Source organism: Exiguobacterium antarcticum DSM 14480 (assembly GCF_000685865.1).
GTDB classification, from domain to species: domain Bacteria; phylum Bacillota; class Bacilli; order Exiguobacteriales; family Exiguobacteriaceae; genus Exiguobacterium_A; species Exiguobacterium_A antarcticum.
The window spans coordinates 1-21,340 of the sequence record NZ_JMKS01000006.1; the positions used below are offsets into that span (position 1 = coordinate 1).

23 protein-coding genes and 1 pseudogene are annotated in these 21,340 nt (G+C 49.2%); 12 read left to right on the top strand and 12 right to left on the bottom strand.

The genetic code is table 11. The features are described 5' to 3' along the window. The coding region (locus tag P404_RS18110) for an HAAS domain-containing protein (protein WP_026831252.1) at nucleotides 1–675 on the bottom strand (675 nt) is incomplete at its 3' end. Further along, on the bottom strand, nucleotides 676–999 hold the full coding sequence (locus P404_RS0115545) for a PadR family transcriptional regulator (RefSeq protein WP_026831253.1): 324 nt from the start codon (nucleotides 997–999) through the stop codon (nucleotides 676–678). A gap of 158 nt (nucleotides 1,000–1,157) precedes the next feature. Here P404_RS0115545 and P404_RS0115550 point away from each other — a divergent pair, with 158 nt between their 5' ends. The 4 genes from P404_RS0115550 to P404_RS0115565 all read left to right on the top strand — a co-directional run bounded on the left by P404_RS0115550 (nucleotide 1,158) and on the right by P404_RS0115565 (nucleotide 4,366). Beyond that, nucleotides 1,158–1,931, top strand: a complete 774-nt coding sequence (locus tag P404_RS0115550) for a CPBP family intramembrane glutamic endopeptidase (RefSeq protein ID WP_026831254.1) — start codon at nucleotides 1,158–1,160, stop codon at nucleotides 1,929–1,931. Nucleotides 1,932–2,026: 95 nt separating this feature from the next. Beyond that, nucleotides 2,027–2,695, top strand: coding sequence for a GntR family transcriptional regulator (locus P404_RS0115555; RefSeq protein WP_026831255.1), 669 nt, complete (start codon nucleotides 2,027–2,029; stop codon nucleotides 2,693–2,695). Then, complete coding sequence (locus P404_RS0115560) at nucleotides 2,680–3,603, top strand: DMT family transporter (RefSeq protein ID WP_026831256.1); 924 nt, start codon at nucleotides 2,680–2,682, stop codon at nucleotides 3,601–3,603. Before P404_RS0115555 ends, P404_RS0115560 begins: the two co-directional genes overlap by 16 nt. Nucleotides 3,604–3,655: 52 nt before the next feature. Continuing rightward, entirely contained in the window at nucleotides 3,656–4,366 is a 711-nt protein-coding gene (locus P404_RS0115565; RefSeq protein WP_026831257.1) for a DUF554 domain-containing protein, read from the top strand. Between the two features lie 59 nt (nucleotides 4,367–4,425). Here P404_RS0115565 and P404_RS0115570 read toward each other — a convergent pair whose 3' ends face one another. Together P404_RS0115570 and P404_RS17790 are read right to left on the bottom strand one after the other, a co-directional pair. Next, the gene (locus tag P404_RS0115570) at nucleotides 4,426–4,905 is read right to left on the bottom strand and encodes an NUDIX hydrolase (protein WP_026831258.1); all 480 of its coding nucleotides are present in this window, start codon (nucleotides 4,903–4,905) and stop codon (nucleotides 4,426–4,428) included. Nucleotides 4,906–4,919: 14 nt separating this feature from the next. Beyond that, nucleotides 4,920–5,681, bottom strand: coding sequence for an arylamine N-acetyltransferase family protein (locus P404_RS17790; RefSeq protein ID WP_034774688.1), 762 nt, complete (start codon nucleotides 5,679–5,681; stop codon nucleotides 4,920–4,922). A gap of 231 nt (nucleotides 5,682–5,912) precedes the next feature. Here P404_RS17790 and P404_RS0115580 point away from each other — a divergent pair, with 231 nt between their 5' ends. Next, nucleotides 5,913–6,869 (top strand): sensor domain-containing diguanylate cyclase, encoded by a 957-nt coding sequence (locus P404_RS0115580; RefSeq protein WP_026831259.1) that lies wholly within the window; start codon nucleotides 5,913–5,915, stop codon nucleotides 6,867–6,869. A gap of 90 nt (nucleotides 6,870–6,959) precedes the next feature. On the opposite strand, the gene P404_RS0115585 is transcribed toward P404_RS0115580, so the two are convergent. From P404_RS0115585 to P404_RS0115605, 5 genes and pseudogenes are all read right to left on the bottom strand, one after another. Then, nucleotides 6,960–7,340, bottom strand: coding sequence for a VOC family protein (locus P404_RS0115585; protein ID WP_026831260.1), 381 nt, complete (start codon nucleotides 7,338–7,340; stop codon nucleotides 6,960–6,962). Nucleotides 7,341–7,365: 25 nt separating this feature from the next. Continuing rightward, a pseudogene (locus P404_RS17795) lies at nucleotides 7,366–8,509 on the bottom strand (MFS transporter). Further along, nucleotides 8,506–9,522 carry an ROK family transcriptional regulator gene (locus tag P404_RS0115595; RefSeq protein WP_026831261.1) on the bottom strand — a complete coding sequence of 339 codons (1,017 nt, stop codon included), beginning with the start codon at nucleotides 9,520–9,522 and terminating at the stop codon, nucleotides 8,506–8,508. The pseudogene P404_RS17795 and the gene P404_RS0115595 overlap by 4 nt, the downstream one beginning before the upstream one ends. A 165-nt stretch (nucleotides 9,523–9,687) precedes the next feature. Next, nucleotides 9,688–10,392 carry a chitin disaccharide deacetylase gene (gene chbG / locus P404_RS0115600; protein ID WP_026831262.1) on the bottom strand — a complete coding sequence of 235 codons (705 nt, stop codon included), beginning with the start codon at nucleotides 10,390–10,392 and terminating at the stop codon, nucleotides 9,688–9,690. After that, the gene (locus P404_RS0115605; protein ID WP_026831263.1) at nucleotides 10,389–11,123 is read right to left on the bottom strand and encodes a GntR family transcriptional regulator; all 735 of its coding nucleotides are present in this window, start codon (nucleotides 11,121–11,123) and stop codon (nucleotides 10,389–10,391) included. The genes chbG and P404_RS0115605 overlap by 4 nt, the downstream gene beginning before the upstream one ends. 187 nt (nucleotides 11,124–11,310) lie before the next feature. Here P404_RS0115605 and P404_RS0115610 point away from each other — a divergent pair, with 187 nt between their 5' ends. The 4 genes from P404_RS0115610 to P404_RS0115625 are packed head-to-tail and all read left to right on the top strand — an operon-like array spanning nucleotide 11,311 to nucleotide 14,553. Beyond that, nucleotides 11,311–12,639 (top strand): 6-phospho-beta-glucosidase, encoded by a 1,329-nt coding sequence (locus tag P404_RS0115610; RefSeq protein WP_026831264.1) that lies wholly within the window; start codon nucleotides 11,311–11,313, stop codon nucleotides 12,637–12,639. Beyond that, nucleotides 12,636–13,919 carry a PTS sugar transporter subunit IIC gene (locus P404_RS0115615; RefSeq protein WP_026831265.1) on the top strand — a complete coding sequence of 428 codons (1,284 nt, stop codon included), beginning with the start codon at nucleotides 12,636–12,638 and terminating at the stop codon, nucleotides 13,917–13,919. The genes P404_RS0115610 and P404_RS0115615 overlap by 4 nt, the downstream gene beginning before the upstream one ends. Continuing rightward, nucleotides 13,919–14,248 carry a PTS sugar transporter subunit IIA gene (locus P404_RS0115620; protein WP_034774692.1) on the top strand — a complete coding sequence of 110 codons (330 nt, stop codon included), beginning with the start codon at nucleotides 13,919–13,921 and terminating at the stop codon, nucleotides 14,246–14,248. Before P404_RS0115615 ends, P404_RS0115620 begins: the two co-directional genes overlap by 1 nt. Continuing rightward, nucleotides 14,245–14,553, top strand: coding sequence for a PTS sugar transporter subunit IIB (locus tag P404_RS0115625; protein ID WP_026828455.1), 309 nt, complete (start codon nucleotides 14,245–14,247; stop codon nucleotides 14,551–14,553). The genes P404_RS0115620 and P404_RS0115625 overlap by 4 nt, the downstream gene beginning before the upstream one ends. Before the next feature lie 120 nt (nucleotides 14,554–14,673). Here the strand turns inward: P404_RS0115625 and P404_RS0115630 are convergent, their stop codons facing one another. Both P404_RS0115630 and cls read right to left on the bottom strand, forming a co-directional pair. Then, on the bottom strand, nucleotides 14,674–15,183 hold the full coding sequence (locus tag P404_RS0115630; RefSeq protein ID WP_026831267.1) for a MepB family protein: 510 nt from the start codon (nucleotides 15,181–15,183) through the stop codon (nucleotides 14,674–14,676). A 701-nt stretch (nucleotides 15,184–15,884) separates the two neighbouring features. Beyond that, entirely contained in the window at nucleotides 15,885–17,324 is a 1,440-nt protein-coding gene (gene cls / locus P404_RS0115645) for a cardiolipin synthase (protein WP_026831268.1), read from the bottom strand. Nucleotides 17,325–17,378: 54 nt separating this feature from the next. On the opposite strand from cls, the gene P404_RS0115650 reads away from it, so the two are divergent. Continuing rightward, nucleotides 17,379–17,945 carry a DedA family protein gene (locus tag P404_RS0115650; RefSeq protein WP_026831269.1) on the top strand — a complete coding sequence of 189 codons (567 nt, stop codon included), beginning with the start codon at nucleotides 17,379–17,381 and terminating at the stop codon, nucleotides 17,943–17,945. Here P404_RS0115650 and P404_RS17800 read toward each other — a convergent pair. Further along, on the bottom strand, nucleotides 17,895–19,037 hold the full coding sequence (locus P404_RS17800) for an AI-2E family transporter (RefSeq protein ID WP_034774695.1): 1,143 nt from the start codon (nucleotides 19,035–19,037) through the stop codon (nucleotides 17,895–17,897). The two genes, P404_RS0115650 and P404_RS17800, sit on opposite strands and share 51 nt — an antisense overlap. A 233-nt stretch (nucleotides 19,038–19,270) precedes the next feature. On the opposite strand from P404_RS17800, the gene P404_RS0115660 reads away from it, so the two are divergent. After that, a complete protein-coding gene (locus P404_RS0115660; RefSeq protein ID WP_236624455.1) occupies nucleotides 19,271–20,182 on the top strand; it encodes a cation efflux transmembrane domain-containing protein in 912 nt (303 codons plus the stop codon). A 15-nt stretch (nucleotides 20,183–20,197) separates the two neighbouring features. Then, nucleotides 20,198–21,328, top strand: a complete 1,131-nt coding sequence (locus tag P404_RS0115665; protein WP_026831272.1) for a M20/M25/M40 family metallo-hydrolase — start codon at nucleotides 20,198–20,200, stop codon at nucleotides 21,326–21,328. Nucleotides 21,329–21,340 lie beyond the last annotated feature (12 nt).

The window sequence follows — 21,340 nt, forward strand, 5'->3', positions numbered from 1 at the left end:
GAGCACAGCGATGAGTGGTGAGCCGTCAAATCCGTACCGGATCACGACTTGCGGCAACAGGTAAGCCAGCAGTCCGAGCGGCAAGACCCAGGTCTTCGCCCGGTACGCACTGTATCCGATGAGGAGGAAGGCGATAAGTCCGATGATCGAACTGGTCAACCAGGAAAAATGGATTGTCGGCGACGTGATCTGCGAATCGGTTAAAAACAGTCCCATTAACAACAAGAAAATCACACCCGTGGATAGACCAAACAACAGGAATGGACGTTTCGAAGGGGCGTGCGTCGCGCTGTAACGTAAACATCGACTCAAAACGATCAGTAAAGAACTGATCAAGAGGATAAAGCCGACTAAAAAGTACAGACTGTAGGACAGCGGTCCGTCGAGCAAGTCTTGAAACAACAGAAAACTGAACACACCTGCGAGAATTTGAAACAGCAGCCAAAACGATTCGTGGTAATCGGTCGTCATTTCCGTGGCGATCGATTGAATATAGGCGGCCGGACTGTCACCGGTGATGGCTGCAACCGATTTGCCGTCCGACTCGGCTTCCTGTAAATGATTCTCAAGTTCGGTCACGATGTCCTGCGTCGCCTTTTCATTTTTTCCGGACGCAAGCAAGTAGACCTTTAAGTCTTCTAGAAATCGTCTTGATTCGTCGGATAACGTCTGCATTTAAGACTCCTCCTTTAATATATGATGAACGCTTGCCGATAATTGACGCCATCGTGCCGTGAATGCCGCGAGTTCTTTGCGACCGTTTGGTGTAATGGCATAATACTTCCTTTTCGGTCCGCTCGGTGAGACTCGTTGTGTCGCTTCGATCCAGCCTAGTTTTTGCATCCGCATCAACAACGGATAGACCGTCCCTTCACTGACGTCGGCAAAACCGTGGGCGGCGAGTTTAGTTGCCAGTTCATAACCGTATACTTCTTCCTCTGCAATCAAGGCGAGGAGACAACCGTCAAGAATGCCTTTTAACATTTGGGTGGATGACATCGCGATTCCTCGTTTCACTATCATGTAATACAAGGTAAGTGTATCTCATGCTATCTTGCAAAACAAGGTAGTATAGGAAAATCATGATTATTTTTATCGGAAACGCGGTAAATAACATGTAAAAGTAAGGTCAGCCGAATTCTGAGGAGGGAATTCGTATGGAGAAACGTATGATCATCATTTCAGCTGCTGTTGTCGTCCTGATTATGGCAATCGTCATGGTCGTCTCCGCCTACGGCTTTGGGATTTCGTATGGAGAACCGGAGTTGTTACGCATTGCGATTTTTGGAGAAGTCCTGACAGCAATTTTCTTAGTGTGGTTTATCCGCCGCAACAGTTCGTTTGAAGCAATCGGTTTTTCCACATTAAAAATTCGGGGACTCGTCTGGTACCTGCCGATTCTGTTGATCGTCCTGTATCAAGTCGTCCTCGTCGTCAATGCGTTGGTTGCTTCCTATGACAATCTGTCTGCCGCAACGATTCAGCTTGTCGCCATCGTCTTCGTGACGACCTTGTTCGTCGGCTTTAACGAGGAAGTGTTGTTCCGTGGCATCATCTTGCGCAATCTCCATCCGGAACAGCATCCGTACCGGGCGATTCTGATCAGTGCCGCCTTGTTTTCCTCCTTCCATCTCATTAATTTGATTGCTTTGGTTCCATTGACGTCGATGATTGTTCAGCTAGCGAATACCTTTTTGTTTGGTCTGTTTTTTGCCCTGATTGCGCTGAAACTCAACAATCTGTGGCCATTGATCATTTTTCACGCCTTATGGGATTTTTCGAACATCGCAGCCGACGTCTTGAATGTCGATCTCGCCATTCCGACCTTGATCACCCAAGTGTTTGTCGCGATTGCGATTCTTGTACAACTGATTTTGCTGAAGCAGCATGATCTCAGTCACTTAAAAGGACCGTTGACACCGAATGTGTAACATAGGAAAAAAAATGAAGCATCTCATGACGGGATGCTTCTTTTGCTGGAAAAAAATACTGTACAGTAATAATTGATATGTAATATATTAGTTGTATGAAAACTCAACCGATTCAACGAACTTCCTTAAGTGAAGAAGTGTATCAACGACTGCAACAGCAAATCATCACCTTAACCTTGGCACCGGGTCAAAAACTGAACGATCAGCAACTCGCGGAAACGTTTGGCGTCAGCCGGACGCCGGTCCGCGAAGCGTTGAAAAAATTGGAAGAGGAGGGACTCGTCGTCACGAAACGGGGATCACGGACGAACGTCACGATGCTGGATGCGACGCAGGCCCGGCAGACGTTTCCGATTGTCGCGACACTGCATGCGTTAGCGGCGCGTGTCGCATTTCCCTTATCGGAAACGGACATCATCCGCTTAATTAAAATCAATCAATCGTTTCAGGACGCGATAACACGCGAAGACGCGGAGTCGGCGTTACAACTCGATGATGCCTTTCATGGTCTGTTCCTCGAACGGAGTCAAAACGGTCAACTGACGGAAACACTGAACCGGTTGACGCCGCTGATCCGTCGGCTCGAGTATGCCCAGTTCAGCCGTCACGGTCATGATTCGGTCACGGATCATCAAACGATCATCGAAGCCTGTCAAAGCGCGAATATCGAAGCACTCGTCCGTGCGACGGAACACAACTGGAACGGGCTCGGACGACATCTGATCGCGGCCTTAGAGGAGGAATTACCATGCGACCCATCCTGATCGGGATATTCGCGGCGCTGTTTTTTGCCGTCACCTTCATCTTGAACCAGTCGATGCAAGGGAGCGGGGGGCACTGGATCTACAGTGCGGCCTTACGCTTTTACCTGATGTTGCCGTTATTAATACTGATTGTCGCCTACCGGCGCCGGCTCGGTCGTGTCTGGTCGGCACTCCGGGAAGCGCCGCGCTTTTGGCTGACCTACGGGACGATCGGCTTCGGGATTTTTTACAGCGGGATTTGTCTTGCTGCTGACTATTCACCCGGCTGGCTGATTGCCGGGACGTGGCAAGTGACGATTCTCGCCGGACCGTTGCTGGCGCCACTCTTTAAGCAATCGATTCCCTGGGCGTCACTGCGCTATTCGTTGTTAATCGTCGCCGGTGTCTGCCTGATGCAACTGTCGGTCGCACAAGGGGTGTCCATTTCGGCATTGCTGCTTGGTGTCCTTCCGGTCCTCTGTGCCGCGATCGCGTATCCACTCGGCAACCGGAAGATGATGGAACGATACGGGGACGAACTCGATGTCTTTGACCGGATTCTCGGGATGACGGTGGCCAGTCTGCCGTTTTGGCTGGTTTTATCGGGCCTCGCATACGTGCAGGTTGGTTTACCGTCCGCAGGGCAAGTCGGGCAGTCGGGACTGGTTGCCTTATTTTCCGGCGTCATCGCGACATCATTGTTCTTTTATGCGACGACACTCGTCCGGACCGAACCGATTCGGTTGGCGGCTGTCGAAGCGACCCAGTCGTTTGAAATTTTGTTTACCGTGCTCGGAGAGATGCTTTTTTTACATACGGTCTTTCCGACCGGGCTCGCCTTAGTTGGCATGCTGCTCGTCATGCTTGGTATGACCATTCACAGTGTCAAACAGGCCCAGTCCAAACGAGTACCAGAACTTGAACTATAATTATTTCAATTACCGAATATAAATGTATTTACTTAGAAAAGAGGACAACAGTATGGTCTTAACCGGCACACTCGTCAACACAGGATTAATCATTATTGGTACATTACTCGGATTACTGTTTCATAAAATCCCCGAACGGATGAAGGAGACGGTCGTCCAGGCAATTGGTCTCGCCGTCGTCGTGCTCGGTGTCCAGATGGGATTGAAGAGTGAAAACTTTCTGATCGTCATCGGTAGTCTCGTCTTAGGCGGGGCAATCGGTGAATGGTTACGGATTGCCGAAAAACTGAACCGGGTCGGCGAATGGCTCGAACTGAAGATCGGTCGGGGCCGTCCGTCAAATATTGCCGAAGGGTTCGTCACGGCAACCTTGATTTTCGTCATCGGAGCGATGGGCGTGCTCGGGGCGCTCGACGGCGGCTTACGTCAGGATCATGACGTGCTTTATACCAAAGGTCTGATTGACGGTTTTACGGCGCTCGTCCTCAGTTCGACACTCGGGATCGGTGTCATCTTTTCGGCGATTCCGGTTCTCGTCTACCAAGGGGCGATTGCGCTTGGCGCCGTCGCGATCACTCAGTTCGTTCCGGACGCCATCTTGCAACAGTTCATCGTTGAGATGACGGCGACGGGTGGCGTGATGATTTTAGCCATCGGCTTGAATCTTGCCGGCATTACGAAAATCCGGGTTGCTAATCTGTTGCCTGGTATCGTGATGGTCGGTTTGATTGTGACCGGCTTGGAACTGTTTGGTTTTAACTAAAAAAGACGTCTCTCCGCTCGGTTGACCTTTTTCGTCAGCAAGCGGAGAGACGTCTTTTTTTAACGGATTTCCTGTTCTAAAGGGACAACATGATAATCAAGTAACCGGTGTCCGTCATACTCAAACGTATGTTGCTGTAGTGTTGTCTGTTCCAGGACACGTGGCAAGTACGCTTTCAGATTACTGATGACACCGATGTTGTCCGACTCAAGGATCCAGTCGAGCCGTTTCCAGTCAAGAATTCCTTCGCGGGTCGCGAAGGGTGTCGTCAGTTGCTGATCTGACGGCAAATCGGCAAGGAACAGATAAATCCCGGCCGTCTCCTCCGCCCGTAAGAGGATTGTTCCGGCGAACTGGACATCTGGTATTGTAAGCCCAGTCTCTTCGAACGTCTCCCGGATGACAGAGTCCGCCGGTGACTCGCCGGCTTCGATTTTCCCGCCGACGCCGTTCCACATGCCCATCGCCGGCTGTTTTTGGCGGTTCAGTAACAACCACTGATCCGCTTTTCGGATTAAACATAGTGTATATCGATACAAGCGCTATCACATCCTTAAAAGAATTCGTGTTTCCACACAGCATACTGGTCGTCGGACGTGACCGGTCGAATTGTTTTCTTTCCGTCCGTCCACGTCGTCAACGCCTGTTGGGTCAAAATTCGATGACCGTCCGGTGTCCGGATGGCAAGCAGGCTGCGTTTGTTAAACGGAGACGCCGGATGGTCCTGGATGACGTGTTCGATTTCTGCCAATTGTTCTGGCCGTAATGTCTGTTGCGTGTAGAAGTGGTAACCGATGACGAACTCCTCGTCCTGACCGGTCCGTAACATCTCGAGCTGGTAACCGGCGCCGTTTGGGGCAATCCGGAAGCTGCCGCTTGCTGAACTGATTGTTTCTCCAGTCAACGGAATCGGACGTAAGGCGAGATTAACACCAAACCCGGTGTCGACAACGTACGTGTCTCCTTGATGCTGGAGCAAAACAGCGACGTGTGTCGGACCCGTCGCGGACCAGACTTCATTTTCCTGATCGAAGACGGTCGCTTTGACGAGGGAGACATCAAACCCTTTGATCCGCAAGACTTCGTATAGTAGATAATTCAAGTCGTAGCAGACGCCCCCGGTCTGATCCGTCACGAATGTCTGTTCAAGACGACTCTGGTTAAATGGGGCAGTTCGTTTTGACAGGACCGCCTGGTTATCAAACGGGAGATGGTAGGCAAACGCTTCGAGTAACGCGGGTAAATCGTCAAACGAGATGACGTGTCCGAGTGGATACTTGATCCGGACGGCAATCTCTTTTATGAGTGATGACAACGGGAATTCCTCCTTTTTCGTCTTTTCATTATCGCACAATCTGTCCAAAAACTAGTATATGTAAATTCCCATCGTTTTGCTCGGTTGGAACCGGTTCTGTTTTCTCGGTTCTCATGTTCCGGTTTGGTCTCATTTCTCTATTGAGGATATGGTAAAATGGAATTCTTACGATGAGGATGAATAGAAATAGGCAAACGAAATCTCTAAAACTATGACGTATCGAGGTGCCGGATGAATATACAATTTGAAGAATTGAAGATGTATACGAAATTTGATGATTTAGCCGAGGATTTACTTAATCTGGCTAAAGAAATTCTGCCGGAACAACTGTTTTATTTATCGGTAATCAATGAATCCGAGCAATTGATCATTAAACTGTCCGACGAGCAGACCCGTATGCCGGTCGCAGAAGGGATGGTCATTGATTTGAATTATTCGCTTTGCCAGCGAATCGATTTTCAAACGAAACAACCGTTAGTGTATGAGGACGTCACAAAAGAACCGGGTCTCGATGGAATGAAAGAATTGCTCGAGCAGGCTAACGTCCGGTCCTATTTAGGGATTCCGATTTCACTGACGAATGGAGAAAAGTTCGGTACTTTGTGTGCTATCAATGATGAAGCCAGTCTGTTTGAGAGCAAGAGTATCGAGTTACTGCAACGAATTGTCCGTCTGTTCTCGTATTATCTGGAACTGGAACGGTTCGTCTGGCGCGATACGTTGACCGATCTCTACAACAGACGGTATTTGATGAACCGCTTCGATACGCAACCTCACGAAGCGGGAGCACTCTTTTTCCTCGATTTGGACGGTTTCAAGAAAATCAACGATGTTTATGGACATGACGCGGGTGACACGGTATTACAAGAAGTGGCAAGACGGCTTCAATCGCTGATTGCGGGACGAACATCAGTTTGCGCCGTTCGCTTGGGCGGAGATGAGTTCGTGCTCCATTTTGCCTGTTGCGACAGTCAGGAAACGTTGGTCCGGCAAGCAGACGAAATCCTTTCCTGTCTGAGTAAGTGGGATGCGTATGACCTGACGGCGAGTATCGGAATCGTCTCGTATACTGCTGCGAAGGAAACCAGTTTAAAAAATCTCCTGCGGCAGGCAGATATCGCGTTATACGAGGCCAAGTCGTCCGGTAAGAACAGGTACAAATGGTTTAACGCACAACAAGAGACCTGACCGCATGGACTTACGATCTAAAAACACCATCCGTCTGCATGGCCGCTTCTGCGAGAAGGGCATGAAGACCAATGGTGTTTTTGTTTGTCGTCAGACGGTCAGTTCAATCGTCAGACCTTCCGGATCGAGAAAAACACTTTCATAATAGCCGTCTCCTGTCAGACGCGGACCGTCGAGCCGGGTATAGCCGTCCTGTTCGAGTCGGTTCGTCAACTGATCGACAGCGAAGCGGCTCCCAAGTGAAAAGGCGATGTGGGCATAACCGAACCGGTCGCGCGGGGCTTCGTGACCGATATCCGTCCGGTGCATCAATTCAAGCCGGGCTCCTGATTTAAAGTGCAGGAAATAAGACGAAAACCCTTTTGCCGGATTGTGGTACAACGCATTGGCCTGAGCCTCAAAATACGTTTCATAAAAGGTTCTCATTCGTTCGAGATCCTTGACCCAGATGGCGATATGTTCAATTTTCATGATAGAAAACTCCTTTTCTGATGAATTAGGAAGCGCGCGACAACGCCCGTTTGGCGAGGACACGATTGAGACGTTCGGAACAAAGCAACAGGAACAAAATCATCAGGAATCCTGTGACGGGGAACAACTGCAACGTCAAGAGCGAGGCGAGAACACCAAACAAGGGCGGTAAAAACGTACTGCCGCTGTAGGCAAATGCCATCTGGATCCCCATCAAGCGTTTCGCCGCATCCCGTCCGAACCGGACCGGTGTTTCATGTAGCATCGCCGGATAAATCGGAGCGAGTCCAAGACCAATCAGGATGAAACCGGTGAACATCAGACCGTTGACCGGAATAAAGAACAACAGGCTGCCGAGCAGGGCGGTGCCTTGTCCCGTCCGGATCAACTGACGGTTCGTCATCCGTAGCGATAAGAAACCGCTTAAGAACCGCCCGACCGTGATGCTGCCGTAATAGACGGAAATCCAGGTCGCTGCCGTCTGGACCGAAAACGACTGTACTTGAACAAGATAACTGCTGCCCCATAAACCAATCAAGGCTTCGGCACCGCAATAGAGGACAAATGAAGCTAACGCAAACGGTAGTCCGACTAACCGTTTCGACGGAGTATCGGTTAACGCCAAATTGTCTGGTGCATCCGAGACAGCAACCGGTGCCTGTTTCCAAAGCGGCAAACTGAGAAGAAGCAGGAGGGCAAGACCGAACTGGGTCAAGGCGACGGTCAAATACCCGCTGCGCCAGTCTCCGGATTCGCTCACCAACGCCCCAAAAACAATGGAGCCAGTTCATATGATGGGCTTTGTAGCGCGTCGCAACAAAATGATTCAGGGCCGCGTCAACGACGCCGGCTCCGAGTCCAAGCGGGATCGCAAGTAGAAACAGCCAGATCAACGACGGGGCGACATAAAAACCGAGCAGGCTACTCGCTGTGATCGCCGCGCAAAACGCTGTGACATGACTCGTCTCGAACCGGTTGAGAATCTTGCCGCTGAACAGACTCGAGATGATCGTTCCGCCGGCAATCGTCATGAACAACCAGCCGGCGACTTCGAGATCGGCCCCGAACTCCGTCCGCATGACGGGCCAGGCGACCCCGAGCAACGAATCCGGTAACCCTAAACTGATGAATGCCAGATAGATGATGCTGAGTAATAAGACACCACTCATGAAGAACTCCTCCTGTTCGCTGATAAAGGTTGTTCGGTCAGAAGCTGTAATCCGATTCGGGTCAAACCGTTCAGGTAATCGGTTTCCCAGTTACTCCGGATCAAGAGCGGGATATGTGCTTCCGGGATGTATTCGGTTGTCTTGAACCGGATTTGTTCCAAATCGTGCTCCGTCAGTTCCTCCCCGTTAAAGATCAACAGACGCGGATTCAATGTCGCGGCAAACGTCGCCGTCAAGCGGCTGATCGCATCAATCGTCTGGGCGTCTAAGGTAGCTCTCCGCTTGGCGATTGCCTGTCCGAATGTCATCTTGTCGTATTGCGGGACGACGGAGATTTCACCGGCAAAATGACTGCTTCCGCGGACGAGTTGTCCGTTGATCAAGATCCCGGAACCGGGACCGTTTTTTCCTAAGTACAAATAGATCAACGATTGTTGACGGTTCTGATCTGCTTCGTGGAATCCGACCACAGCCGAATTCATGTCGTTTTCGATGACGACCGGTAACCGGAACTCGGACTCGAGCGTCTGTTTCAGATCGACCTGTTGCAGGGACGGATAGTCCGGTGCAAAAAAGACTTTTCCGTCTTCGACCGATGCCGCCACCCCGATACTTAAAAAAGTGATGCGCGGGTCTTGCGCAAGCAACCGGTGAATCAGGCGGACGAGAGCCGGAACATGCGGCTGCTGACGGGGAACGGATACCGTTCCGTTCGTTAGCAACGTGCCGACTGCGTCGAATATCCGGTAACCGATGGCATCGAGTTCGAGATAAAGTGCCAGTCCGTGGGTGTGATCGGCCCGGTACCGGTATCGTTTGGCCGGACGTCCGCCGCTCGATACATCCGAGTCCTGTTCGTCGACCTCACCATGCTCGATTAAAATGTCCAAATGTTTTTTGATCGTCGGGAAACTGGTCGAAAGAGTACGGCTCAGTTCCGGAATCGTGTGAAGCCGTTCAAATAAAAGTGCTTGCCGCACCAGGGTTAATAAATACGTGTTCATACCAGCCATCAGGCACCTTCCTTATACTTCTTAAAATATTTTAATAAGTACTCGGGTTGAGTGTAGCAAGCGAGGACACAAATGGCAAATGGTTTAAAAGATTTCTATACAAAAAATACGCCAAGGTAATCGATTTGATCGAAAACCTTGGCATATTTTCAACAGCGGGGTTTGTCATCTGCTCATGAAGGTCATGTCGTCGGGCAATGCAAGTCTTGTTAATAACGCGAGTTCTTCTTCCCGTTGTGTCGTATACGAACTGACGTCTCGAAGATCCGCATCGACATACGCCGGGTGGACCATGACCTCAATCGAATTGCTATCGAGTAGACGAAGTTCTTCCCATAGGTCACGATAAATCCCTTCGCCATAAAAACCGGTATACAGCGTGTCCGTCAACAGATAGTCCGGATGAGCGGCAAGCGTCGGGGCAAAACGGACAGGCACCCCGTAACGACGGGCCAACTCTAACACGACTTCCTGCAGCGGTTCCCACCCGTGAATATGGTGATGACTGTCGAGATGATGTAACGGCAGACCGGTTGCTAAAAAAGCTTCGATTTGTGCCGTCCATTCCGTCAAGACGTCTTCTTGAGAAGGGGGGACCTGTTCCGCATATTGGTTAGTAAAGCGGAAGTGACCGGACGCGTTCGTTAATGTCGTGGTCGTCGTCGTCAATGGACGTCCGTAAGACAAGACGAGGTGAATACCAACCTGTAACTGTGGAAAACGTTTTGCTTGTTGCACGGCATACGGGACGGCCCGTCCATTCATCATCAGCGTCGTCGCATGAACGATTCCGTTTTGATATGCCTGAATGATGCCGTCTGTCACACCACGTGTCAAACCAAAATCATCGGCATTAATGAAAATGTTCATAAGGCGTCACCCGCGGCATAATGGCGTTCAATGACGAAGTTCGTCTTGTCGCCTCTGAAATAGGAGCGGGAATATTCGATCGGCTCACCGTCCTTGTTTTCCGCGACGGTTTCAATATAAAAACAAGGCATGCCGAGTTCACAATCCAAATGGGCACTGATGCGTTCGTCTGCCAACGTGATTTCAAGTGATTCGGTCGTTTTGGCGACGGAGATCGCAAATGTCTCGCGGAGCGTCGTGTAGAGGGAATGTTCCGCTTGTTTTTTCGTGATGCCGGGCGCAATGTGCCAGGGGATATAGGAAATCTCATATTGGGTCGGTTCGTCATTGGCCCGGCGAATCCGCTCGATCCGTTGAATCGGATCATTCAGCGTGACATGCAATTTTGCGACGATGGCCGCATTTGCCGGAACGACTGTTAAATCGACGGCGGCGACATGACCCCGTTTGCCTTGGACGGCGAGCTGCTCGGTATAGGTGTTCGGTGTATCCGATAACGTTTGCCGTACTTTTTGATCGGCGACGAATGTCCCTTTGCCTTGCTGGCGAATCAGGTACCCTTCGAGCGTCAATTGGTTCAAGGCGGCGCGGACGGTCGTCCGGCTGACATCAAAATCTTCACAGAGCTCATATTCGGTCGGTAATTGTTGGCCGGCTTGATAGAGTCCGGATTTAATCCGTTCTAACAACTCTTCTTTGATATAGGAGTGTAACGATTGGTTGGTTTCCATGACGGACCTTCCTTCACGATTTTTCTTTTATTGTAGCGATAAAAGACAACTGAATGCAAATGTTATAACAAGTTATGAAAATTTGTATTAATACATTTGATATTTGTATTTACATTTGTTCTTTTTGTATGATACATTACAATCAAGAAAAAGAGAAAGCGTTTACAAACAGGAGGAGGTTTTTATCATGGGCATCAAAGTTGTCATTATCGGAGGTGGATCAAGTTATACACCTGAATTAATCGAAGGATTCATCAAACGGTATGAATCCCTTCCCGTTTCTGAAATCATCTTATGTGACATCGAATCCGGAACAGCCAAGTTAGCCATCATTACCCGACTTGCAGAGCGGATGATTCACCGGTCCGGTTTGCCGATTCGTGTCAGTTCAACATTAAATCGTCGTCATGCCCTGGAAGGAGCAGACTTCGTGTCGACGCAAATTCGCGTCGGAGGGTTGGAGGCACGGGCACTCGATGAACGGATTCCGTTGAAACACGGATTTATCGGTCAGGAAACGAATGGCGCGGGCGGGATTTTCAAAGCATTCCGGACGATCCCCGTCCTGCTCGAGCTGTCAAAAGAGATGCACGAAATCTGTCCCCATGCCTGGCTGATTAACTTTACGAATCCAGCAGGCATCGTGACGGAAGCGCTATTGAAGCACGGTCCGCACCAAAAAGTCATCGGCGTCTGCAACATTCCGTTTAACATGCGGAACTCGACGGCCGAAGTCTTACACGTCGATGTCCAGCGCGTCTCAATCGAGTTTATCGGTTTAAATCATTTCGTCTTTGGACGCCGGGTCTTTGTCGACGGAAGCGACCAGACAGAAGAGGTGATGCAGCGATTGATGACCAAACAACTCGATTTTTCACCCGCGAATATCGTCAGCCTCGGTTGGTCCGATGCCTTCTTGCAAGCCGTCAACATGTTGCCGAATCCGTACCACCAGTACTATTTCCAAACCACCGAGACGCTCGAGAAGGACCTCGCCGCCTACAACACGAATGGCACACGGGCCGAGATTGTCCAGGAAGTCGAACGGACATTGTTCGAAGCCTATCAGGATGAACAGTTGGATGAAAAACCAGCTGAACTCGAATTACGCGGTGGCGCGTATTACAGTGATGCCGCCTGTTCCTTGATGGATTCGATTCACAACAACCGGGGAGACGTTCAGACGGTCAACACGTTGAATCGAGGAGCGATTCCCGACTTACCGGTCGATGCCGTCATCGAAGTCAACGCCGTCATTACGAAAGAAGGTCCGCTCCCGATTGCGGTCGGACCATTACCATTATCCGTCAAAGGATTGATTGTGCAGATGAAGCAGATGGAAGAACTGACGATTCAAGCCGCGTTAAGCGGATCAACCAAAGACGCTTACTTAGCCTTTTTGATGAATCCGTTGATTCAAGATGAAAAGCGAGCGCAACCGCTACTTGAGGAGATGTTGCTTGCGCACGCAGCATGGTTACCACAATTTCAATCCAAGGAGGCGCAACGGACATGAATAAATTCATTGAAATCGCAGGAAGAATCGGGGCCCAACGCCATCTCGTCGCGATACGGGATGGATTCGTCGCCATTATGCCATTGATCATCGTCGGGTCGCTCGCGATACTGATCAATAACTTCCCCGCCATCGGCAGTCTTGATTTCGTCGGTTGGATGAACGGGTTGTTCGGGGAAGGAAACTGGCAAGGGTTAGGTGGGAATATTTGGAACGGATCGTTTGCGATTTTAGGATTGCTGGTGGCGTTTTCGATCGCTTACAGCCTGGCTAAAAGTTACGACGTCGACCCGTTGTCGGCAGGGTTGATTTCCGTCGCCTCCTATATCATTCTTGTCCCGGTCACGAAAGACTGGGGACTCAGTTTTGCCTGGCTCGGCGCGCAAGGACTATTCGTCGCTATCATTCTCTCTCTTTTGACGACCGAGCTGTTCCGCACCCTACTGAAGACACGGTTGACGATTTCGATGCCGGATGGTGTTCCGGATGGTGTCGTCCGCTCGTTCCAAGCCTTGATTCCGGCCACATTGATTTTGATTCTCGTCGGCGGATTCCAATTATTCATGACACTTGCCATTGAATCGAGCCTGTTTGAAATCATCTTCAACAGTATTCAAAAACCGTTACAAGGGTTTGGAGACACACTTCCGGCTGCGATTGCGATTGCCTTTTTAAATCATATCCTTTGGTTCTTCGGCTTGCATGGGACGAACATCATCGGAGCCGTCATCGAACCGATTTATCTGCCGTTGATTCAGCAGAACCTGGAAGCATTCCAGGCCGGGACTTCGGCTTACGACGTCCCGAATACGGTGACGAAACCTTTCCTCGACTCCTTCGTATTCATAGGGGGTTCCGGTACGACACTGGCTCTTCTCTTTGCCATTTTCTTTGTCATCCGTGAACAGAAAAATCATCCCTACCGCGAAGTCGCCAAGTTATCGACACCCGCTGGATTGTTTAATATCAACGAACCGGTGATTTTCGGCTTACCGATCGTCTTGAACCCGATCATGTTGATTCCATTCATCTTAGTGCCCGTCACATTGACGATCGTGTCCTATGTCGCGCTGTCGACCGGACTGGTGCCAAAAACCGTCGCGATTTTACCATGGACGACACCGCCTTTAATCAGCGGCTATCTCGTGACAGGCGGAAGTTGGCGTGGAATCGCACTGCAAGTCGTCAACTTGACGCTCGCGACAGCGATTTATGTCCCGTTCGTCGCAGCTGGCGTCCGAGCAATGAAAAAACAAACAGAAGGGAAGATGGCGAGCTGATGACAGAAGAACTGCAAATCCTATCGTTTACGATGATTCTTCATGCAGGCAATGCCCGTTCGGCAGCAATGGAATCCATTCAGGCTGCTAAAAAAGGAAACCTCTCGTTGGCACAAACCAAACTGGAAGAAGCCAATCAAGAAAGTCTACAGGCGCATCGTGCCCAAACGACCTTACTGCAGGACGAAGCGAAAGGTCTTGAGACGCCGTTATCGATTCTATTGATTCATGCGCAAGACCATTTGATGACAGCGATGACCGTCAGAGATTTAGCTGTCGAGATGGTCGAACTGTATACGCGACTCACACGACTGGAGGAAAAATCATGAACATTTTACTCGTTTGCTCGGCCGGCATGTCGACATCCATCTTAGTCCGGAAAATGCGTGAACAAGCTGAGGCACAAGCTCTTGATGTGACGATCGAAGCGATTCCCGAAAGTGAATTATCGCACCATCTGGATCAGACGGATGTGATTTTAATCGGACCACAAGTCCGGTATTTAGAAACGAAGATTCGCCAAGTAGCAGAACCAAAAGGGGTTCGCGTCGCGATCATCAATCAGATGGCGTATGGTCTGATGAAAGGGGACTTGGTCCTCGAACAGGCACAAGCACTACTGACTGAAGCATAATTTTAACGGCGTTAGCAATTAGACTGGGTTTGACCTACCTGTCGATTTGCTAACGTATTTTTTTGTGAAATAAACGCATTACAAATACGTATAGGTGAGTGCTTCAAGTTTGTTTGGAAATTAAAGCGAATAACGTTTAACTATTTCATCGTTCAACAAATCACCAGCGTCACGCATATCAATAAAGTAAGGTACCTGCCATTTTTGAGTTGCTATTGCTTGTTTACTAGTTGGTGTATCCCAGCTCGGATATACGCGCATCGCCATCTTCCCTTGTGTTGAATCAGATGCAAGGATATTTTGTTTAAGAAGCACTTCTTTTGGAAAAATAAATTGCCCGAATTCAGTATCATTTTTAAAAGTCGTGATGACTAATAAATCAGGGGCTTCGTCATATGGATAGGGCTGATTCTTATTGTTGTTGTCTTTTTCCCAAAAGACAACAAACTGTCCTAGTTTTGTAGGCGTTACATGTGCTACCCGAAAACGAACTGTTTTGGAAAATATTTTAAAAGTTCCAGCACCATAGTTCGAATTTTGTGGTTCTTCTTGTACCATATCTAGTGGTAAACGATTTGGTTCATAAATGATTTTATTTACATAATTCAATAGTTCAAAAAAATCCTGCACTTTTAAGTTCACCTCTAAATGGATTTGAGTAGTCTGTAGTTAGTATAGAGTTACATATCATGAATCATGTTTGAATTTATTATAAAATAACGTTTCAAGTATAAAAAAGATTATCGATGAGACAGTCTAAAACGAATTCAAAAAAAGAAATACCGACTTTCGGGCGGAGGTTTCCGGGACGATTGATGCTCTTTGTTGGAATGCGTTTTGCATTTTCATGCTGTCCTGTCGGAACTGTGAGGTGAAAGCGATTCTTAAAAAGCGACATAAAAAGGTTGTTCTTCTTCGTTTAAGATGTTCATGATTCTTTCCATTAAATATGTTCATTTTTATAGCAAATGAACATATTTAACAGGAAAATGAACTTATTAAACATAGTCAAAAACGCTAAACATACTCAAAATCAATCAAAATGAGTATGTTTAGCGATAAATGAGTTAATTAATAAGTGAAATTCCTTTGACTCGTTACCGTTCATATTCACGAAGTTTGTCCTCTGAAATCCGCAACCGTCTGTGCATATTATAAAAAATCGGCAAAAACGCTACTGTAACAATCAGTAAAATTCCCATATCCATCCTCCTATTTGTTGCTAAATAGCCAAGAAATAAAATAAGTTCAAAAATATTATTTCATAATTTTGACTATTTTTACAAGTTCTCCTTTTAAGTGAAGTTCTTTAATTCATAACCGAGCAAATTTTATAAAATCGGTGACAATAGCCGCGAGATACTCTCCTTAAAGCGGATCATCCGTGGACGGGCGGCGTATTTTTCCCGGGTCAGCAAGGTACTGTCGGCAACGTCGGACAAAAAGAGCAGTTCCAGTTCTTCCGCAATCGTCGCATCGTACAAAATCGCATTCATTTCGAAGTTCAACCGGAAACTCCGGGCATCGATGTTCGTCGTTCCGACCGAGGCGATTTTCCCGTCGACGACAATTGTCTTCGCATGCATGAAGCCGATCTCATACGTGTAGACTTCGGCCCCGTGTTGAATCAATTCGCCGACCGCCGCATACGTCGCCCAGTAGACAAAGGGATGATCCGGCTGGTTCGGAATCATGATTTTGAGGGAGACACCGGAAGCTAAGGCAATCCGGCAGGCATCCATGAAGCTGGCATCGGGAATAAAGTAGGGTGATTGGATGTAGATCGATTTTTCTGCCGTATGAATCATCTGAATCAGCATGTTTTTCAAGTATTCCGTTTCCGACGTTGGACCGGACGTCACGATTTGAACCGGTACCTGATCGGTCGCAACTTCAAGCGGTGGAATCGGGGCGGTCGACCAGTCCGTCCGCTCGTTGCTTGCGGCGTCCCAGTCCTGTTCAAAATGAAATTCGAGTTCTTCGACGACAGGTCCAAGAACACGGAGGTGTGTATCACGCCAGTAGCCGAAATGTTCGTCTTCTCCGAGGTATTCCGATCCGACGTTAAAACCGCCGATATACCCGATTTGCCGGTCAATCGTACAGAGTTTCCGGTGATTCCGGTTGTTGATCCGCAGGTTTAAGATACCGAGCGGCGAAGAGAAGAAGGAACGGACTTCACCGCTGTCTTGTTTGAACGCCGCGAAGTCCTTCGCTTTTAGTTTCCACGAGCCGACAGCATCATACAGAATCCGGACTTTGACGCCACGTTTTGCCTGTTCGAACAAAGCGTTCAGTAGCCGATCGCCGAGCGGATCGCGTTTTAAAATGAAGTATTGAATGTTGATTTCGACTTGGGCGCTCTGTATGTCAGCAAGCAACGTATCAAATTTTTGATGACCGTCGAACAGCGTCCGGACATCGGTCGCTTCCGTCAACAGGGCTCCTGACGAGCGGTTCGCTTGAATCAACTTCCGATACGGGTAAAGAGTTGCTTCGCGGGAGACTTCGTTGTTCGCTTGTGCCACAAGCTCTTCTTCGCGCGCCAATCGGCGTGCTTCCGGGACATGATAAAACGTCTCTTGTTTCAACGACCGGCCAAACAATAAGTAAATCAAAAAGCCGATGACGGGTAAGAAAAAGAGAATCATCAGCCAGGCCCAGGTGGCACTGACGTCACGCCGTTCGAAAAACAGGATGGCGATTGCCGCAGCAACGTTGGCAAACAGGACAACATAGAGCAAAACCGGCAAGATTAGGGTATAGTCCATCAATACGAACACCTCGTTTTCAGAAAGAATGACTTCGATGGGAGGGAAGGCAGCATGTTGTCGGAATGGATCCGGTTCATCTCGAGTATCTTGTTCATCCCGATTTCGGATGATTTGTTGGTCATCCGCCAAATCAGCAGCTGGTTACGCCAGGATCAAGCACTCATCCTGATTTTTTTATCCGTCTGGTCCGCCTGTTTCGTGTGTTTTAATCTGTTTTACGGCATTCCCCGTATTTTTCGCGAACTTCCCTTCTTTCAAAAGTTATTGACCAATAAACATCTTGCGAAAGCCGAAGTGATTCTGCAGGAGAAAGGAACGGTCGCCATCGCCATGTCGTTTTTCCTGCCGGGTGTCCGGCGTCCGATTCATTATATGGCAGGACTGCTCGCCTATCCGTTTCGCCCCTACGTGCTCGTGACGTTTGCCGGAACCGGCGTCTATGCGTTGCTGTGGACGATTCTCGTTAACCGGCTCGGTGCCTATGGTCTGTTGAACCGCTTTTCGACATGGTGGGCGACCCATGGCGGTGTCATCTTGTTGCCGGGACTACTAATCCTGTCTTGCTTGTTAGGTTGGATCTTCCGGGACACGATCCGGAACTGGTTTGTCCGTCCGTAACGCCATTTTACGGAGTTGTGCGAGTTTAATGATGTTGAGCACCGTGACCTTCGCGACGGCGTAAAACGGGACGGCCAGCAACATACCGAGAATTCCCGCCAGTTGACCGGCAACGAGCAGGACGACCGTAATCGTAATCGGATGCACTTTCAAGGATTTTCCCTGAACGAGCGGGGAGATGACATTGGCATCAAGTTGCTGGACGATCGTGATGCCGATGATGACATATAAGCCTTTGATTGGTTCATCCAAGAAGCCGATCAAGACAGCCGGCGCAGCGCCAAGGAACGGTCCAAGGTACGGAATGATATTCGTCGCGAAGATGAACAGACCAAGCGGTAAGAAGTACGGGACATCAAGCCACCATAGGACGAGTGTCGCGAGACTCCCGACGAATGTACAGACGATCAATTGCGCCCGGACGTAAGAGCGGATCGTCCCGTTCATGTCTTTTAGAATCAGCAGGGCTTCCTTGCGGTAACTGATCGGGATGAACTGGACAAGCGCATTCGGTAATTTTTTTCCGTCGACCAACATGAAGACGTATAAAAAAAGTGCGATGAATAACGTGAAAACGGTCGAGGCAATCAACTGAATCAGCCAAAGCACAGAGCCGGCAATCGAGGAAAAGACGTTCCCGAGGAGTGCAGTCGCGCTTTTCATCGAGCTGTCGACGGTTGAAAACTGATTGTCGAGCGACGGAATCGACGTCCCATACTTGGCATATAGCGACAGCGATTGGCGGTAGAGCCGTTCAGCAAAACCGGGTACGGCACTGATGAAGGCAAAAAGCTGTTTCGTGATCAGCGGGAATAAGGTCAAGAGAAATAAAATGACAAGGGCCAATAACAAAAGCAAGACGATAAAAATCGCCAGTTTGCGCGACCGGAGACGACGTTCGAGTGAATCGACGAAACCAACGGAGAGGTAAAATAAAATTCCGGCGATGATGAACGGGGTGAAAATCGTCGTAAACAGGACGAGTAACGGATAAAAAAGAAAGTCGACCTGTCGCGCCATATAAATGATGCCGAGAACGAGTAGGATGAACAGACCGATACGAAAGGAACGATTGGAAATCAATCCGGACAAGAGTATCTCCTCCCTCGAAAATGAACCATATGCTGTATCCTTTCCCCGAAACTGCTGTAAATAGCGTGAAAATTCTGAAAGATATGTGCTTTTTCACATTTAATTGTTATTTGCTTCAAAAAAGGGGTAATCATAAATTAACTTCGATTCATTGTTCAGAGATGTGTCATGCCGTCATCGTTCAGTAAACCTGAAGGCCACTTCCGTTAAGGGAGGTGAAGCGGTTGGCGCAAGTGAAAGATCCGGTCATCGAAGACCGGTTGTTGCAACATTCCATCTTTAGTTCTCTTTTCTTATCGGTGTTTGGCATTGCCGCCGGATTCCTTCTTTCTTCCTCCTTTGTTCTGTTTGACGGACTTTATGCTTTGTTGAGTGTCGTCTTAAGTGTTTTTTCGCTTCGAGGTGGTCGGTTCATCACCGTCAAGGATGATGTCCACTTCCCGTTTGGCAAAGAATCATTGGAACCCATTCTTGTTTTCTTTCAATATCTCATCGTCTTTCTCCTACTTATTTACGCATTTGTCGCTGCCATCGACACCATTCGGTCGGGTGGTGATCCGGTCGAACTGGGATTTGTCATCGGCTATCTGACGATCAGTGCCTTGATTGCGCTTATCGTGTACCGCCATCTGAAGCAACTCAACCGGTCCGCACGCTCGATTTTAGCGACAGCGGAAGTTGAACAATGGCGTCTGACCGTCATCATGGGCGTCGGTGCAGTCGTCGGTTACGGAATCGCCGGAATGGCAACTTGGTTGTCTTTTGAAAACGTCGCCCGTTACGTCGATCCGGTCATGCTGATGCTGATCGTCTTGTTTTTGATCCGTTATCCGGTCAAGGAGATGGTTCAAGCGATGCGGGAAATGTTAGGGATGTCGACAAGTGAACGGTTGATGATCGACATCAAACAGAGTGTCGCTACAATCGTCGATGAATACGAAGTTGATGATATGTACCTCCGGATTTCCAAGACAGGCAGTCTGATGTTCATCGAAATTGATTTGATTGTCCCGAAAAATTATCGCTATGACTCGATCATCGAACAAGATTTGATTCGTGAACAGATTGATGTGGCGCTTGATTGGTTGCCGCAAACGAAATGGCTGACCGTTGCTTTTACCGCTAACCGCAAATGGGCGGAGTGAATGGGAGGGAATCGAATGTCAACAACACGACTGATCCAGACATTTCAGGAGCTCGTGCAAATCGATTCAGAATCGTATGCGGAAGGTCCGTTTCAACAGGAACTGATGAAGCGGTTCCAAACGCTTGGTCTGACGATCCTCGAGGACGCGACGAAAGAACAGACGGGACTCGGTGCGAACAATTTCATTGCCCGGTTGGATGGTGATCCGTCAATTGAACCGGTCTTTTTTTCGTCACATATGGATACGGTCTCACCGGGACGGGGCATTCGTCCGCAGGAACAAGACGGACGGATCGCGTCTGATCAGACGACGATTTTAGGCGCGGATGATAAGGCGGGCATCGCCATCATGCTGGAACTGATTCAACGCCTGCAGGAACAGCAGATTCCGCACGGGTCCATCGAATTCATCCTGACAGCCGGCGAGGAAGTCGGGTTGCTTGGAGCGAAGGCAGTCGACATGTCGACCTTACAGGCGACGTATGGATACGTCCTCGATAACGGGGGACCGGTCGGCGGCATCATCACGACGAGCCCGTCGATGTATCGCTTGGATATCCGTCTGACCGGTCGCGCTGCCCATGCCGGACTTGAGCCGGAAAAAGGGATTTCGGCGATTGAAGTCGCGGCCCAAGCGATCAGCCGGATGAAACTGGGGCGCATTGATCACGAAACGACGGCGAACATTGGTCAGATAAAAGGGGGGACGGCGATGAATGTCGTCATGGAACACCTCGAGCTCGTCGCGGAAGTCCGTTCCTTTGATCACCAAAAGTGTCTCGATCAAGTCAAGGAGATGGAAACGATTCTGACCGAGGAGGTGACACGATACGGCGCGACACTCGATTTCAAGGCAGTCCCATTGATCACCGGGTATCAATTCGAAGAGTCCCATCCGTTGCTGGTGCATGCAGAACGGTGTTTGGAAGGACTGGGACGTCCCGTCCGTTTTGAACGAAGTGGCGGCGGGACGGATGCCAACGTCTTTAACGAAAAGGGAAAAGTTGTCGTCAACGTCGCGATTGGCTACGAAGAAATTCACACCGTCCACGAATATATCCCGATTGCTGAATTTGAACAGGCCGTGCTGTTTGCAGAAGCGCTTGTCCGGCAGATGCCTTTCTTCCCGAATCCGTCAACGTAAGGGGGAAGAACG

Excerpts from the sequence above, each read along its gene's own strand:
- P404_RS0115545 (WP_026831253.1), bottom strand. The coding sequence starts at position 999 with ATGTCATCCACCCAAATGTTAAAAGGCATTCTTGACGGTTGTCTCCTC.
- P404_RS0115550 (WP_026831254.1), top strand. The coding sequence starts at position 1,158 with ATGGAGAAACGTATGATCATCATTTCAGCTGCTGTTGTCGTCCTGATT.
- P404_RS0115555 (WP_026831255.1), top strand. The coding sequence starts at position 2,027 with ATGAAAACTCAACCGATTCAACGAACTTCCTTAAGTGAAGAAGTGTAT.
- P404_RS0115560 (WP_026831256.1), top strand. The coding sequence starts at position 2,680 with ATGCGACCCATCCTGATCGGGATATTCGCGGCGCTGTTTTTTGCCGTC.
- P404_RS0115565 (WP_026831257.1), top strand. The coding sequence starts at position 3,656 with ATGGTCTTAACCGGCACACTCGTCAACACAGGATTAATCATTATTGGT.
- P404_RS0115580 (WP_026831259.1), top strand. The coding sequence starts at position 5,913 with ATGAATATACAATTTGAAGAATTGAAGATGTATACGAAATTTGATGAT.
- P404_RS0115585 (WP_026831260.1), bottom strand. The coding sequence starts at position 7,340 with ATGAAAATTGAACATATCGCCATCTGGGTCAAGGATCTCGAACGAATG.
- P404_RS0115595 (WP_026831261.1), bottom strand. The coding sequence starts at position 9,522 with ATGGCTGGTATGAACACGTATTTATTAACCCTGGTGCGGCAAGCACTT.
- chbG (WP_026831262.1), bottom strand. The coding sequence starts at position 10,392 with ATGAACATTTTCATTAATGCCGATGATTTTGGTTTGACACGTGGTGTG.
- P404_RS0115605 (WP_026831263.1), bottom strand. The coding sequence starts at position 11,123 with ATGGAAACCAACCAATCGTTACACTCCTATATCAAAGAAGAGTTGTTA.
- P404_RS0115610 (WP_026831264.1), top strand. The coding sequence starts at position 11,311 with ATGGGCATCAAAGTTGTCATTATCGGAGGTGGATCAAGTTATACACCT.
- P404_RS0115615 (WP_026831265.1), top strand. The coding sequence starts at position 12,636 with ATGAATAAATTCATTGAAATCGCAGGAAGAATCGGGGCCCAACGCCAT.
- P404_RS0115620 (WP_034774692.1), top strand. The coding sequence starts at position 13,919 with ATGACAGAAGAACTGCAAATCCTATCGTTTACGATGATTCTTCATGCA.
- P404_RS0115625 (WP_026828455.1), top strand. The coding sequence starts at position 14,245 with ATGAACATTTTACTCGTTTGCTCGGCCGGCATGTCGACATCCATCTTA.
- cls (WP_026831268.1), bottom strand. The coding sequence starts at position 17,324 with ATGGACTATACCCTAATCTTGCCGGTTTTGCTCTATGTTGTCCTGTTT.
- P404_RS0115650 (WP_026831269.1), top strand. The coding sequence starts at position 17,379 with ATGTTGTCGGAATGGATCCGGTTCATCTCGAGTATCTTGTTCATCCCG.
- P404_RS0115665 (WP_026831272.1), top strand. The coding sequence starts at position 20,198 with ATGTCAACAACACGACTGATCCAGACATTTCAGGAGCTCGTGCAAATC.